12 protein-coding genes and 1 riboswitch are annotated in these 14,747 nt (G+C 70.7%); of the genes, 6 read left to right on the top strand and 6 right to left on the bottom strand.

Annotated elements, in window-relative coordinates; genetic code table 11:
• Positions 1–49: 49 nt before the first annotated feature.
• A complete protein-coding gene (locus ACZ5WC_RS21190; protein ID WP_468542244.1) occupies positions 50–265 on the top strand; it encodes a hypothetical protein in 216 nt (71 codons plus the stop codon).
• Between the two features lie 14 nt (positions 266–279).
• Here the strand turns inward: ACZ5WC_RS21190 and ACZ5WC_RS21185 are convergent, their stop codons facing one another.
• The 5 genes from ACZ5WC_RS21185 to ACZ5WC_RS21165 form a co-directional block, all read right to left on the bottom strand.
• Entirely contained in the window at positions 280–1,296 is a 1,017-nt protein-coding gene (locus ACZ5WC_RS21185; protein WP_468542243.1) for a ribonucleotide-diphosphate reductase subunit beta, read from the bottom strand.
• Positions 1,296–3,710: a ribonucleoside-diphosphate reductase subunit alpha gene (locus tag ACZ5WC_RS21180; RefSeq protein ID WP_468542242.1), complete on the bottom strand. Its 2,415-nt coding sequence runs from the start codon at positions 3,708–3,710 to the stop codon at positions 1,296–1,298. Before ACZ5WC_RS21180 ends, ACZ5WC_RS21185 begins: the two co-directional genes overlap by 1 nt.
• Before the next feature lie 137 nt (positions 3,711–3,847).
• Positions 3,848–3,970: riboswitch (cobalamin riboswitch) on the bottom strand.
• 191 nt (positions 3,971–4,161) lie between these two features.
• Entirely contained in the window at positions 4,162–4,365 is a 204-nt protein-coding gene (locus tag ACZ5WC_RS21175) for a YbdD/YjiX family protein (RefSeq protein WP_096625955.1), read from the bottom strand.
• Positions 4,362–6,587: a carbon starvation CstA family protein gene (locus ACZ5WC_RS21170; protein ID WP_468542241.1), complete on the bottom strand. Its 2,226-nt coding sequence runs from the start codon at positions 6,585–6,587 to the stop codon at positions 4,362–4,364. Before ACZ5WC_RS21170 ends, ACZ5WC_RS21175 begins: the two co-directional genes overlap by 4 nt.
• Before the next feature lie 117 nt (positions 6,588–6,704).
• Positions 6,705–7,682: a helix-turn-helix transcriptional regulator gene (locus ACZ5WC_RS21165; RefSeq protein WP_468542240.1), complete on the bottom strand. Its 978-nt coding sequence runs from the start codon at positions 7,680–7,682 to the stop codon at positions 6,705–6,707.
• A gap of 232 nt (positions 7,683–7,914) precedes the next feature.
• Here ACZ5WC_RS21165 and ACZ5WC_RS21160 point away from each other — a divergent pair, with 232 nt between their 5' ends.
• A complete protein-coding gene (locus ACZ5WC_RS21160; protein ID WP_468542239.1) occupies positions 7,915–8,847 on the top strand; it encodes an aldo/keto reductase in 933 nt (310 codons plus the stop codon).
• Positions 8,848–8,953: 106 nt separating this feature from the next.
• Here the strand turns inward: ACZ5WC_RS21160 and ACZ5WC_RS21155 are convergent, their stop codons facing one another.
• Positions 8,954–10,114, bottom strand: coding sequence for an endonuclease/exonuclease/phosphatase family protein (locus tag ACZ5WC_RS21155; protein WP_468542238.1), 1,161 nt, complete (start codon positions 10,112–10,114; stop codon positions 8,954–8,956).
• Positions 10,115–10,237: 123 nt separating this feature from the next.
• Here ACZ5WC_RS21155 and ACZ5WC_RS21150 point away from each other — a divergent pair, with 123 nt between their 5' ends.
• The 4 genes from ACZ5WC_RS21150 to ACZ5WC_RS21135 are packed head-to-tail and all read left to right on the top strand — an operon-like array spanning position 10,238 to position 14,736.
• Positions 10,238–11,281: a glycosyltransferase family 2 protein gene (locus ACZ5WC_RS21150; RefSeq protein ID WP_468542237.1), complete on the top strand. Its 1,044-nt coding sequence runs from the start codon at positions 10,238–10,240 to the stop codon at positions 11,279–11,281.
• Positions 11,278–12,333 carry a lysylphosphatidylglycerol synthase domain-containing protein gene (locus tag ACZ5WC_RS21145; RefSeq protein ID WP_468542236.1) on the top strand — a complete coding sequence of 352 codons (1,056 nt, stop codon included), beginning with the start codon at positions 11,278–11,280 and terminating at the stop codon, positions 12,331–12,333. Before ACZ5WC_RS21150 ends, ACZ5WC_RS21145 begins: the two co-directional genes overlap by 4 nt.
• Positions 12,320–13,720: an aspartate aminotransferase family protein gene (locus ACZ5WC_RS21140; protein WP_468542235.1), complete on the top strand. Its 1,401-nt coding sequence runs from the start codon at positions 12,320–12,322 to the stop codon at positions 13,718–13,720. The genes ACZ5WC_RS21145 and ACZ5WC_RS21140 overlap by 14 nt, the downstream gene beginning before the upstream one ends.
• A complete protein-coding gene (locus ACZ5WC_RS21135; RefSeq protein ID WP_468542234.1) occupies positions 13,714–14,736 on the top strand; it encodes an NAD-dependent epimerase/dehydratase family protein in 1,023 nt (340 codons plus the stop codon). The genes ACZ5WC_RS21140 and ACZ5WC_RS21135 overlap by 7 nt, the downstream gene beginning before the upstream one ends.
• The last annotated feature ends 11 nt before the right edge of the window (positions 14,737–14,747 follow it).

Here is a 14,747-nt window from a genome sequence, read left to right as displayed (position 1 = left end):
GGCAGTGCTGCCACTGATGATTTCTGCCCGGGTGGACCAGAGTAGAGGCATGAACACATTCCTGAACTACCTGGTCGTAGCAGCACTTTTCGCCCTGGTCGCGGCTCCGGCCGTCGTCGGTCTCGCCCGCGAGCGCCGGATCGACCGCGAACTGCGGGAGGCGGAACGGAAGGCGCGGACGGCAGGGCCCCCGGAAACGGAAGGCGCCGCGCGACCGGTCACGGCTGCGCGGCGCCCCTACCTCAGAAGCTGGGCCAGGATCTGACGGATCCCGGGCGGCTAGAAGTCGTCGTCGAACCCGACCGAGCCCTCGACGGCCACCTGGTAGGCGGACGGGCGGCGCTCGAAGAAGTTCGTCAGCTCCTGGACGCCCTGGAGCTCCATGAAGGAGAACGGGTTCTCCGAGCCGTACACCGTCGGGAAGCCGAGGCGGGCGAGCCGCTGGTCGGCGACGCACTGGAGGTACTCGCGCATCGACTCGGTGTTCATGCCCGGCAGGCCCTCGCCGCACAGGTCGCGGCCGAACTGGAGCTCGGCGTCGACGGCCTCCTTCAGCATGTCGGTGACCTGCTGCTGGAGCTCGTCGTCGAAGAGGTCCGGCTCCTCCTTGCGGACGGTGTCCACGACCTCGAACGCGAAGTTCATGTGCATCGTCTCGTCACGGAACACCCAGTTGGTGCCGGTGGCGAGACCGTGCAGCAGACCCCGCGAGCGGAACCAGTACACGTACGCGAACGCGCCGTAGAAGAACAGCCCCTCGATGCAGGCCGCGAAGCAGATCAGGTTGAGCAGGAAGCGGCGGCGGTCCGCCTTTGTCTCCAGCCGCTCGATCTTCTCGACCGAGTCCATCCACTTGAAGCAGAACTGCGCCTTCTCACGGATCGAGGGGATCTCCTCGACCGCGTCGAACGCGGCCGCCCGGTCGTCCGGGTCGGGCAGATAGGTGTCCAGCAGCGTCAGATAGAACTGGACGTGCACGGCCTCCTCGAAGAGCTGCCGCGACAGGTACAGCCGCGCCTCGGGGGAGTTGATGTGCTTGTACAGCGTCAGCACGAGGTTGTTCGAGACGATCGAGTCACCGGTCGCGAAGAACGCCACCAGCCGGCCGATCATGTGCTGCTCGCCCGGCGACAGCTTGGCGAGGTCGGAGACGTCCGAGTGGAGGTCGACCTCCTCCACGGTCCAGGTGTTCTTGATCGCGTCCCGGTAGCGCTCGTAGAAGTCCGGGTAGCGCATGGGACGCAGGGTCAGCTCGAATCCCGGGTCGAGCAGGTTCTTGTTGTCGTCGGTGCTCATTACTGGCAGGCCTCGCAGGACTCAGGGTTTTCCAGGGAGCAGGCGATCGCGTCCGCGTCGGGAGCCGACGCCTGCTGTACGGGAATGGGGGCGGCGGCCGACGCCTGACCGGACGCGGCACGGGCGATCCGGGTCGCCGGGCGCGAACGCAGGTAGTACGTCGTCTTCAGCCCCTGCTTCCAGGCGTACGCGTACATCGAGGAGAGCTTGCCGATCGTCGGCGTCTCCAGGAACAGGTTGAGCGACTGGCTCTGGTCGAGGAACGGCGTACGGGCCGCCGCCATGTCGATCAGGCCGCGCTGCGGGATCTCCCACGCGGTGCGGTACAGCGCCCGCACGTCCTCCGGAATCCAGGCGAAGCCCTGCACCGAGCCGCTCGCCTCGCGCAGCGCCTCACGGGTGCGGGCGTCCCACACGCCGAGCTTCTTCAGCTCGTCCACCAGGTAGGCGTTGACCTGGAGGAACTCACCGCTGAGCGTCTCGCGCTTGAACAGGTTGGAGACCTGCGGCTCGATGCACTCGTACACACCGGCGATCGAGGCGATCGTGGCGGTCGGCGCGATGGCGAGCAGCAGCGAGTTGCGCATACCGGTCTTCGCGACCCGGGCGCGCAGGGCGTCCCAGCGCTCCGGCCAGTTCAGCTCGGTGTCGTAGTGGTCGGGGTGCAGCACACCGCGCGCGGCCCGCGTCTCGGACCAGGCGGGCAGCGGGCCCGACCGCTCCGCGAGGTCGCAGGACGCCTCGTACGCCGCCAGCATGATCCGCTCGGAGATCTTCGTGGAGAGCGCGCGGGCCTCGGGCGAGTCGAAGGGCAGGCGCAGCTGGAAGAAGACGTCCTGGAGACCCATGGCGCCCAGACCGACCGGCCGCCAGCGGGAGTTGGAGCGTCCGGCCTGCTCGGTCGGGTAGAAGTTGATGTCGACGACCCGGTCGAGGAAGGTCACGGCCGTACGGACCGTGGCGTCCAGGCGGTCCCAGTCGATCGAGCCATGGGCGACGAACGCGCCCAGGTTGACCGAGCCCAGGTTGCAGACGGCCGTCTCGCCGTCGTTGGTGACCTCAAGGATCTCGGTGCACAGGTTCGAGGAGTGGACGACCCGGCCCGGCTCGGCGGTCTGGTTCGCGGTCCGGTTGGAGGCGTCCTTGAACGTCATCCAGCCCTGGCCGGTCTGCGCGAGGGTACGCATCATCCGGCCGTACAGCTCACGCGCGGGCATCGTCTTGCGGGCCAGCCCCCTGGCCTCGGCCGCGCGGTAGGCCGCGTCGAACTCGTCGCCCCACAGGTCGACCAGCTCGGGCACCTCGGCGGGCGAGAACAGCGACCACTCGGTGTCGGCGTCGACCCGGCGCATGAACTCGTCCGGGATCCAGTGCGCCAGGTTCAGGTTGTGCGTACGCCGCTGGTCCTCGCCCGTGTTGTCGCGGAGCTCAAGGAACTCCTCGATGTCCGCGTGCCAGGTCTCCAGGTAGACCGCCGCAGCGCCCTTGCGCCGACCGCCCTGGTTCACCGCCGCCACCGAGGCGTCCAGCGTCTTGAGGAACGGCACGATGCCGTTGGAGTGCCCGTTGGTGCCCCGGATCAGCGAACCCCGGGCGCGGATGCGGGAGTAGGACAGACCGATGCCGCCCGCGTGCTTGGAGAGCCGCGCCACCTGGTGGTAGCGGTCGTAGATCGAGTCCAGCTCGTCCTTGGGGGAGTCCAGCAGATAGCAGGAGGACATCTGCGGGTGACGGGTGCCGGAGTTGAAGAGCGTGGGGGAGGAGGGGAGGTAGTCCAGCCGGCTCATCAGCCCGTAGAGCGAGGCGACCTCGTCCAGCGCCCGCACCGACTCGTCCTCGGCCAGGCCCGCGGCCACGCGCAGCATGAAGTGCTGCGGGGTCTCGATGACCTGGCGGGTGTGCGGGTGGCGCAGCAGGTAGCGGCTGTGCAGCGTACGGAGGCCGAAGTAGCCGAAACGGTCGTCCGCGCCCTCGGACAGCGTCCGCTCGACCAGCTCGTCCAGCGCCTTCGCGTGCAGCTCGACGAAGGCGGCCGTGCGGTCCGCGATCAGGCCCTCGCGGTGGCCGACGGCGACCGAGGCGGAGAAGGACGTGGCGCCCTGGCTCGCGGCCTCGTCGGCGATCGTCCGGGTCAGCAGCCGGGCGGCGAGCTTGGAGTACGCGGGGTCCTCGGAGATCAGCCCCGCGGCGGCCTCGGTGGCCAGCGAGCGCAGCTCGGCCTCGTCGGAGCGGGCGTTGCGCCCGCGCAACGCGGCAGCGGCGACCCGTCCGGGGTCGGTGTCGGGCAGATCGACGGTGAGGTCGGTCAGGGCCCGCAGCAGGGCGGTCCCGGGTCCGTCGTTCGAGGCGTCTCCGGACGTGGTGGACACTGCGGATTCGGTGGCTGAAACCGGATCGGCGGGCGCGATGGTCACTGGGCTTTCCCTCGCTCGGCTGGGGGCCGGCAGCAGGCAGGGGAGCCGGGCAGCGCGAAGCCCGGGTCGGGGCAGCACTGCTGACGGCGTCCACCGGCCTATCCGCGAGGCCCGGACGTCTGGCATCCGGTTCGGTCGATCCGGACGCACTGTCGACAGGTCTTCGGACTTCAGGTGTGCAAAAGCACACTGATCACACCGTTGCGGGACAGTTCCGGATTCGCACCGGATTCCCCTGCGACGACAGCGAGGTCGAGCATACATGTGGGGGCCGCCTGATGAGGAAGCCCCCACATGTTGTGTCGGCCGACATAACTTTTCCGGGGCGGTGTGGATTCTTCGCCCGGCTTTTCTCCGGTTCGGCCCGGAGCGGACGGGCCGGCAGGAGGGCGCGAAAAGGGGCCGCCACGCCCCTGGGAGGGGTACGGCGGCCCCTGCGGACCGGTGGCGATCAGCAGCAGCGGAAGCCCTCGCGGGGGTCCGCCTCGCGGGCGTCGGTGCGGCTGTGCTCGAAGGCGCGGCGGGTCATGACCGGTGTGTCCGGATCGTGTGCCCGCGCGTGCGCCACGTAACGGTCGTAGGCCGACTCGCCGGTCAGCTCGCGCACGTACCAGCGGATGCGGCCGGCGATCCGGCGGACGTCCCGCACACTCATGTCCGGGCCTTCGTCAGGTCCGTACCGCCGTCCTCCACGCGGATGCCGCCCTCGGGGCCGACGCCCGCCGCGACCAGCTCGGCCTTCTCCTCCTTGGTCGCGAGGATCGACGCCGGGGCGACCAGCCTGGACCGGACGAACGGCGCCTCGTGGAGCTTGACGCTCTCCGGGTCGCGGATGGCGTTGAAGCAGACCCGCCCGGCGTCCACGAGGACCACGATGATGAGGGCCGCGAAGAGCGCGCACAGCACCCCGTCGACAGTGGAGTTGGTGACGACGGTCCGCATCTCCTCCATGTTCTTGGCGGGGGCCAGCACCTCGCCGGCGTCGATGCCCGCCTGGTACTTGTCGCGCTGGGCGAAGAACCCGATCTTCACGTCCTCGGAGAAGATCTTCTGCCAGCTCGCGGTGAGTGTGACCGCCACGTCCCAGGCCAGGGGCACCGCGGTGACCCAGGCCCACTTCAGCCGGCCGGACTTCACCAGCAGCGTGGTGCAGACGGCCAGCGCGACCGCGGCCAGCAGCTGGTTGGCGATGCCGAACAGCGGGAAGAGCTGGTTGATGCCGCCCAGCGGGTCGTGCACACCGACCCAGAGGAAGTAGCCCCATCCGCCCACGACGACGGCGCTGGCGAACCACACGCCAGGCTTCCAGCTGACCTCGCGGAACGGCTTGTAGACGTTGCCGAGCATGTCCTGGAGCATGAAGCGCCCGACGCGGGTGCCCGCGTCGACGGTGGTGAGGATGAACAACGCTTCGAACATGATGGCGAAGTGGTACCAGAACGCCTTCATGGCGGTACCGCCGATCACCGCGGAGAAGATCTCCGCCATGCCGAGCGCGAACGTCGGTGCGCCACCGGTCCGGGACAGCAGACTCTGTTCCTCGACGTCCTTGGCCGCCTGGGCCAGCGCCTCGGGGGAGATGGAGAAGCCGAAGCCGGCCACGGCCTCGGAGGCGGCCTGGACGCTGTCACCGATCACACCGGCCGGTGCGTTGATGGCGAAGTACAGGCCGGGGTCGATGATGCAGGCGGCGATCATCGCCATGATCGCCACGAACGACTCGGTCAGCATCGCGCCGTAGCCGATCATCCGGATCTGGGTCTCCTTCTGGACCATCTTCGGGGTGGTGCCCGAGGAGACCAGGGAGTGGAAGCCGGAGAGCGCGCCGCAGGCGATCGTGATGAAGACGAACGGGAACATCGAGCCCGCGAAGACGGGCCCCGCGCCGCTGCTCGCGAAGTCGGTGACCGCGGGCATCTTCAGGGTGGGCAGCGCTATCACCACACCGAGGGCCAGCAGGGCGATCGTGCCGACCTTCATGAAGGTGGAGAGGTAGTCGCGCGGCGCCAGCAGCAGCCACACGGGCAGCACGGAGGCGAGGAACCCGTACACGATCATCCAGACGACCAGCGTGCCCGGTTCCAGCGTGAAGAAGTCCGCCCAGGACGACTCGGCCACCCAGCCGCCCGCGACGATCGCGAGCAGCAGCAGCGCGACGCCGATGAGCGAGACCTCGCTGACCTTGCCGGGGCGCAGGATTCGCAGATAGACGCCCATGAAGAGCGCGATCGGGATCGTCATGCCGATGGAGAAGACGCCCCAGGGCGAGTGGGCGAGCGCGTTCACGATGACCAGCGCGAGAACCGCGAGCAGGATGATCATGATCATGAACACCGCGACCAGGGCGGCGATCCCGCCGACCGGCCCGATCTCGTCGCGCGCCATCTGGCCCAGCGAACGGCCGTTGCGGCGGGTGGAGAAGAAGAGCGTCACCATGTCCTGGACGGCACCGGCGAAGATGACGCCGACGACGAGCCAGATCGTGCCGGGCAAGTAGCCCATCTGCGCCGCGAGTACGGGACCGACCAGCGGCCCGGCGCCCGCGATGGCGGCGAAGTGGTGGCCGAAGAGGACCCGGCGGTCGGTGGGATGGAAGTCGACACCGTTGTCGAGCCGTTCGGCGGGGGTCGCGCGGTTCTTGTCGGCCCGCAGCACCCGGTTGGCGATGAACCGGGAGTAGAAGCGGTAGGCGATGGCGTACGAGCCCAGGGCCGCCGCCAGCATCCAGGCGGCGGAGACCTCCTCACCCCGCGAGAGCGCGAGGATGGCCCATCCGATGCCGCCGACCAGGGCGACCGAGACCCAGATGGCGACGGACTTCGGGGACAAGGCCCGCTGCCCCTGTTCCGGCGGGGCTGGTGTGGGCGTTTGCGGCATGACGATCCGTCCCCTCGCGCGATCACTGGCTCAACGTGCGCGAAATCTAGATCCTGTGACCGCCGTGCGTAACCCCCCGTCCGCATATCGGTACGGAAACGGGGGGACCACCGCAGGTCAGAGCCACCCCTCCTTGACGGCCCGCACCCCCGCTTCGAACCGGCTGCGCGCGCCGAGCCGGTCCCGCAGCTCCGAGCTCATCCGGCGTACGGTCCGCAGGGAGATCCCGAGCCGCCGGGCGGCGAGGTCGTCGGTGCAGCCGATGCCGAGCAGCATGAGCAACTCCCGCTCCCGCGGGGAGAGGTCGTGCTCGTCGCGACGCGGTGCCTCGCCGAAGGGGGTGCCCGTGTCCCAGAGCTGGTCGAAGAGGACCACGAGTGCGTGCACGAGGCCGGGGCTGCGGACTTCGAGGGCGCCGGCGCGCCCCTCCTCCGGGTCGACCGGGACGAGCGCGGCCTCACGGTCGACGATCACCATGAGCATGGGGACCACGGGCACGGTCCGCGCCTCGCCGCCGAGGTCGCAGTACCAGCGCACGTAGTCGACGGTCGGGGGGTCGTTGCGGAAGCTGTCCTGGTAGATCGAGCGGATCCGCACCCCGCGTTCCAGGCAGAGTTGGTCGAGCGGCTGGCTCGCGTCCATCGTGTCGGGCAGCTGCGCCCCGCCCGGGAGCAGGGAGAGGCATTCGGTGCGGGCGTTCGCGGCGAGGTCCTCCAGGCGCCGGCGGACGGTCTCCAGGCCCACCACCCGGTGCACCACGTCGTGGCGGGCGTCGGCGCGGTCGGGGCGCGCGGCGAGGATGTCGGCCACCGCCCGCTCGGCGCGCTCGACCTGTCGACGACGGCGGCTCAGTTCGGCCTCGGCGCGCGAGAGGAGGAAGGAGAACCCGACCTCGGGATCGAACGGCAGGATCTCCCCGGAGTCGTCCTCCATGGCGATGAGCCGTGCCTCCGTGAGCCGGCCCAGTTCCTCGCGGACCCGTTGTTCGGTCCAGCCGAGCCGGCGGGCCATGTCCGCCACCCCGTAGTCGGGCCGTTCGAGCATGAGCCGATAGACGATCTCGGCGGACTGTGCTATTCCCAGCGCCTCCAGCAAGGCGATCTCCCCCTGGTGAACCCCATCGTGCCGTTGACTGTCCGTGCCGACGTGCGCCGAGCCGTGATGGCAGGCCGCCGCCGATTGTAGGTCTAGACCAATTGAAACGCCCCGTGGGGGGCAGCGTGAAATCCCCTGCGTCGGACAGGGGTTGACCGGCCAAACGCCTGCGCCGCCCGCGCGGATGATCCAAGATGGTCTAGTCCAAGTGCCTCCGAGAAGGACTGTATCCATGGCGATCCCGCAGCGCACCCTCATACTCGGCGCCCTGCCGTTCGGTACGACCGTCGACGAGGCCACCTCGTTCGCCGTGCTCGACCGCTTCACCGAACTGGGCGGCACCGTGATCGACACCGCCAACAACTATGCGTACTGGGCCGAAGGGGGCACCGGGGACGAGAGTGAGGAGACCGTCGGCCGCTGGCTCGCCGCGCGCGGCGGCCGCGACGGCCTGGTCCTCTCCACCAAGTGCGGCGGCAGGCCCGCCGCCCCCGGCTCCCCGGACGCCGAGGGGCTCTCCGAGAAGGCGGTCAGGAGCGCCCTGGAGGGCAGCCTGCGCCGGCTCGGCGTCGACCGGGTCGACGTCTTCTGGGCCCACCTGGAGGACCGCACGGTCCCGCTCGGCGAAACCGTCGCGGCCCTGGCCGACCTCGTCGACGAGGGGAAGACCGCCGAACTCGGCGTCAGCAACCACGCCGTCTGGCGCGTCGAGCGCGCCCGCGCCCTCGCCGGCGAGCGCCCGCGCTACACCCACCTCCAGTACCGCCACTCCTACCTCCAGCCCCGCTTCGACAAGGCCCTCCCCTCGTCGGGACACGTCCATGTCACCGGGGAACTCCTCGACTTCGCGCGCAGCGAGGGCGACCTCACGCTGTGGGCGTACAGCGCGCTGCTCTCCGGCGGCTACACCCGCCCCGAGGTGGGGATACCCGCCGCGTACGACCACCCCGGCACCCCCCCGAGGCTCGCGGCGCTGCGCGAGGTCGCCGGAGAGCTCGGCGCGAGCGTCAATCAGGTGGTGCTGGCCTGGCTCCTCGACGGCGAACCGACCGTGCTGCCCGTCGTCGGGGCGAGCCGGGTCGAGCAGGTGGAGGAGGCCATGGGAGCGCTCGACCTCACCCTCGACCCGGAGCAGAGGCGCCGACTGGACGAGGCGGGCACCTGAGGGAGCCACGGGCGCGGGCACGGACGGCGGGCCCGGGCCCGTGGCCGGGGGAGGGTCGCGGAGGGCGCGGGTCCGGGCCCGTGACCCTCCCCGCCCGCGCCCCGGTTCAGCGGGCCGGGGAGACCAGCAGCTCCTGGCCCCTGTGGTCGGAGAGGCCGGAGGCGGACACCAGTGCGTAGCGGTGCACGCGCAGCCGCTCGTCGGTGAACGTCCAGTCCAGCCGCCACAGCGGCAGCCCCTCACCGCCCCATGTGCCGGGAAGGAAGGACGAGCCGGCGGGCAGCGCGTCGCGGAACTCCCCCCGTAGCCCGTCCAGATCGCCCATGGCCGGGGTCGTGTTGAAGTCGCCCGAGATGAGCAGCGGATGGGGGTTCGCACGCGCGTCGCGGAGCAGCGCCGCGTAGTGCTCCTTCCGTACGGCGTCGGTGTCGCGGACCACCCGGTAGAAGCCGGAACTCAGCCAGCTCCGCTCGATGTCCAGCTGCACGGGGATGTGCACGTTGTAGAACGACACCACCGTGCCGTCGACGTCCACGTCGGTGCGCAGCACCTTGTGCCACTCGAACCGTTCCCGCCAGGACGACGACGGGCCCGGCGGGCGGCCCGGCCCCACCTCGGGCGCGGCGACGACCGGGTACCGCGAGAGGGTGACCAGCTCCCCGCGCGCCACGAGGTGGTAGCCGGGGAACTCGGCGCGCAGCCGGTCGAGCCGGTCGATCTCCCTATGCCTGCCGTCCTCCCGGGTCAGGTGCTCCTGGAGCAGGTAGACGTCGGCGTCCTTGGACCGCAGATAGCGGTGGAACGCTGCCGGATCGTCGGTCGTGTCCCAGTAGAGCGTGTTCCACGAGAAGACCTTGAGCGCGCCCGCCGGGGCGGGGCCCGGGCCCCCGACGGGCACCAGCGCCCCCCAGTGGAGCCCCGCCCTCCCCACCCCCGCCGCCAGCAGCACCGCGAGGACGGGGAGCAGCCACCGGCGGGCGCGCCGGGTGGCCACGGCGCAGGACAGGGCGATCAGCAGGACGGGCACCGCGACGAAGGCCGGTGGCGGAGCGAGGTCCGGCAGCAGCCACAGCCACCACCGGCCGCTCAGCACCTGTCCGAGGCCCAGGAGGAGCGCCCACGCGGCCGTGGCGCCGATGAGGAGACCGGTGGCACGCCGTCTTCCGCGAGTGGCTGGAACCGGACGCGGAACGGAGTGCGGCGAGGCGTTCGCGGAGGCGCTCCCGGCGGTCTCGTCACGGGCGCCGGGGAGGGTTCGGGGGCTCACGGCCGGGAACGCTAGCAGCTCTCAACTTCCTTTCTTTCAAGGTTTGTTGGTCGTCTCAGACTGCGAGAAGACGCGATACGCGATCGATATGCCGTCAATACGAGGGCCCGGTGTCCTCTCCCCATGACGCGAACCGTGTCGGTCGTCATACCGGCCTACAACTCCTCACGCACCCTCGACGCATGTCTGAGATCCGTCCAGGCGCAGACCCACCCCGTCCACGAGGTCATCGTCGTCGACGACGGCAGCACCGACGGGACCGCCGAGATCGCCCGGAACCATCCGTGCGTCCTCATCGGAGGCGGGGGCAACCGCGGGGTCTCCGCGGCCCGGAACGCGGGAATCGCCGCCGCCACCGGCGACGTCCTCTTCTTCCTCGACTCCGACGAGGCGCTCACCCCGGACTCGGTGGCCAACGCGCTGGAGATCCTGCGCGACGATCCCTCCTGCGGCTGTGTGCACGGCGTCATCGCGCCCGAGCCGCTCTTCGACGACGGGCCCGTCGAGTGGTACAAGGTGCTGCACGCGTACTGGTGGCGCGCCCGGGGCGCCGGAGTGGTGGAGACCGCCTTCTTCGCCCAGGCGGCCGTCCCCCGCGAGGTCTTCGAGGTGCTCGGAGGCTTCGACGAGCGGCTGCGCGACTCGGAGGACCTGGAGTTCAGCGACCGGCTCGCCCCGCACTACCGCATCGTGCTCACCGAGAGGGTGATGGCCCGCCACGACGAGGAGCACCGTCTCGGTCCCCTCCTCTCGGAGACGTACCGCAGGGCCCTGCTGCTCGTGCCCGCCCTGCTCTCGGCCCGCCGCGGGGGCCGGAGCAACCTGACGGCCAACAGCCCCGCGTCGGTCCTCGCCGCGGCCCTGTGCCTTGGCTCCGTGCCGCTGCCGCTCCTGGCCCTCCTCCTGTCGTGGAGCACTCCGGCCGGGCCGGTCCTGTCGGCCCTCCCCGTCGCCGGGCTGCTCGCCTTCTGCCTGGCCAACCTCGGGCTGCTGCGCTTCGCGGCCCGGCGGCGGGGAGCCTCCTTCGTCCCCTTCTTCACAGGCGTCCACCTCGCCAACCACGCCGCGCTGCTGGCCGGTGCCGCGAGTGGTGCCGTCCGCGCCCTCACGGCCGGCCGGACCGCCACCGGCGGCCGACGGAGCCCCGAGCGGGCGGCGGCGCGATGACCGTGTGGCTGCGCAGGCTCCTCACCCCGGTCGTCGTGGTGGCCGCGCTGGTCGGCGTGTTCCTCCTCGTCCGGGGCGAAGGACCCAAGGCGGTCGAGGCGTTCGCCCACGCCGACGCCGTACCCCTGATCGTCGCCTCGGTCGTCGCCAACATCGGCGGACTGGTCCTCGCCGTGCACGCCTGGCGGGCCCTCATCCCCGGCGACCACCCCATCCGCGGCCTGCGCGCGGCGAAGATCTACTTCCTCGGCCAGCTGAGCAAGTACGTGCCCGGCAGAGTCTGGGGTGTCATCACCCATGTGGCGCACGGCCGCGAGGCCGGTGTGCCCGGCGCCCAGATGACCTCCGCCTACGTCCTGAGCCTGGCGCTGACCCTGCTCACCGGAGCGGCGGTCGGGCTGGTCGCGGCGCCCGCCGCACTGCCCGGCCACTGGATGTGGCTGTGTCCGCCGGCGCTCTTCTTCCTCGCCGGGGTCGTACGGCCCTCCCTGATCACCCGGCCGGTCGTGGCCGCGGCCCGGCTGGTGAAGCGGCCGGTCGTACCACCGCCGGACGGTGCCGTCCGCAAGGCCGTGCTGCTCGCGATCGCCTCCTGGACCGCCTCCGGACTCCACCTGTGGTTCCTGCTCCTGGCCGTCGGAGCGCCGCCCCTCGCCGGACTCGGCGCGGCCGTCGGCGGCTTCGCCCTGGCCACCGTGATCAGCAGCCTGGCGCTGATCGTGCCCGACGGCTGGGGCGTGCGCGAGCTGACCCTCACCGCCGCCCTCTCCACCGTCCTGCCCGGCGGCCTGGCCGCCACCGCGGCGATCGCCAGCCGGCTGGTGTGCGTCGTCGCCGAACTCGCCAGCTCGGCGGTGGTCCTGGCCTGGTCGCGAGCCAGGGACGTCAAAGCCTCCCGGGCCGCCCGTACCGCTGCCGCCGGGTCCACCGAGGCCGTTGCGTCCGCCCCGGCAGCCGCGGGGCCCCGTGTCCCCCGTACCCCCCTCGTCACCCCGACCACCCCCGGCGCCCCGAGCGCCCCGATGGGAGAAGAAGCCCGTGTACACCCTTGACGACGTCGAGAAGCTCCAGGTCGACGAGGTCCACGACCTCTACCGCCGCTACGTGAACAAGAGCCAGGTGTCCCTGATGACCTCGTTCGGCTTCGGCCGCGAGCTCGTCCGGAGCGCCGAGGGCGCCTATCTCACCCTCGACGACGGCAGGCGGATCCTCGACCTGACCGGCGGCGTGGGCGTCCTCAACCACGGCCACAACCATCCGCGCATCCTCGCCGCCCGCGAACGCTTCGCCCGCGACCGGCGCATGGAGGTGCACAAGACCTACTTCTCGCCCTACCTCGCGGCCCTCGGCCACAACCTGGCCGAGGTCCTGCCCGGTGACCTGAACATGGCCTTCCTGCCGAACTCGGGAGCCGAGGCGGTCGAGGGCGCGGTGAAGCTCGCGTACAAGTACCACAACGGCAAGCGGAACACGGTCCTGCGCGCCGACCGCGCCTTCCACGGCAAGCTGCTCGGCTCGGGCGGCCTGACCGGCCAGGCCCAGTTCGCCTTCCCCACCATCCCCGGCGTGGACACCTTCCGCTACGGGGACCTCGACTCCGTCCGCAGGGTCGTCGCCGCACACCGCGGCGACGTGTACGCCCTGCTCATCGAGCCGTTCAGCGCCTCCACCATCCAGTGGTGCTCGGAGGAGTTCCTGCGGGGCCTGCGCGAGATCTGCGACCGCGAGAAGATCGTGCTGATCTTCGACGAGATCTACACGGGGTGGGGGAAGACCGGCTCCCTCTTCCACTTCATGCGCTATCCGGGCCTGATCCCCGACGTGCTCACCACGTCCAAGTCCTTCGGCGGCGGCAAGTCCTCCATCTCCGCCTTCGTCGCCCGCGAGCCGGTCTTCCGCAAGGCGTACGACAGCCTCGGCGACGCCCTGCTCCAGTCCACGTCCACCACCTACTACGGCTTCGGCGAGGAGTGCGTCACCGCCCTCGAAGCCGTCAACATCGCGATGGAGGACGACTATCCGGCGCGGGCCCGCGCACTCGGAGCAGTACTCGGACCCGGTCTCGAACGGCTCGCCGAGCAGTACCCCGAAGCGATCGGCCGCGTGGCGGGTGCCGGTGCCCTGTGGGGGGTGTTCATCGAGGGCGGCCCGCGAATCCTCGACCTCGTGGCGAAGCTCGCGCCCGGCGGGATGGCCAGGGACCCGCGGTTCAAGACGAAGGTCGTCACCTGCGCCGTGATCAACGCGCTCTACCAGGACCACGGCATCTTCACGTACTACACGCTCAACGGCGACAACCCCCTCGTCATCGGCCCCTCCCTGGTCACCGAACCGGAGGAGGCCCAGCGCGTGGTCGACGCCCTCGACGACGTCCTCAGCCGCGGCCTGACCGGTCTCGTGGCCCGTTTCATCAAGCAGAAGGTGAGCTCCCAGTGGTGATCACGATCACCGGCGCGGCCGGCATGCTCGGCTCCCGGCTGGCCGAACGGCTCCTCGCCGACGGCCACGAGGTACGGGGCGTCGACCTCAGGCCCGGCCCCCTGGTCCTGCTCACCGGCGACATCCGCGACCGGGAGCTCATGGACCAGGCCCTGGAGGGGGCCGACGTCCTCGTCCACGCCGCGGCCGCCCTGCCCAGCTACCCCGACGAACAGATCCGCTCCATCATCGTCGGCGGGACCGAGAACGTCTTCGCGGCGGCCGGGGCGGCGGGCACCCCCCGCGTCGTGCACATCTCCTCGACCGCGGTCTACGGCCTGCCCACGATCGTGCCCACTCCCGAGGAGTACCCCCGCGAGCCGGTCGACACCTACAGCCGGGCCAAGGCCTCGGCCGAGGAGATCGCCGAGCGGTACCGGGCCGGGGGCATGTGCGTCCCCATCCTGCGGCCCAAGACCTTCGTCGGCCCCGGCCGCATGGGCCTGTTCTCGATGCTCTTCGAATGGGCCGAGGAAGGCCGCCACTTCCCCGTCCTCGGCAAGGGCGACGTACGCATCCAGATGTTCGCCGTCGACGACCTCGTCGACGCCGTCGTCACCGTTCTCACCGCACCCGACGAGGTCGCGAACGACACCTACAACCTCGCCGCGGCCGAGTTCGGCACCCTCCGCGAGGACTTCCAGGCGGTGCTCGACGCGGCGGGACACGGCAAGCGCGTCATCGGCCTGCCCGCGCGCCCCGCCCTGACCCTCCTCAACGTCCTCCAGCGGGCCAAGCTCTCGCCGGTCTACGGCCGGCTCCTCCACAAGCTGATGGACGACTCCTACGTCAGCATCGACAAGGCCAAGGCGAAACTCGGCTTCTCCCCGCGCCTGTCGAACGCGGACGCCGTCCTGCGCACCTACGAGTGGTGGCGCACCGCCCGCCACACCGCCCCGCAGACGGGAGCCTCCGGCCGCACCAGCCGCGACCCGTGGAGTCAGGGCCTGCTGTCCACCGCGAAGATCTTCTTCTGAGAGGCCGTGCC

Source organism: Streptomyces sp. NPDC033165, from assembly GCF_055577965.1.
The sequence above is the reverse complement of the archived record's forward strand: the minus strand, read 5'-3'. Positions and strand labels throughout refer to the sequence as shown.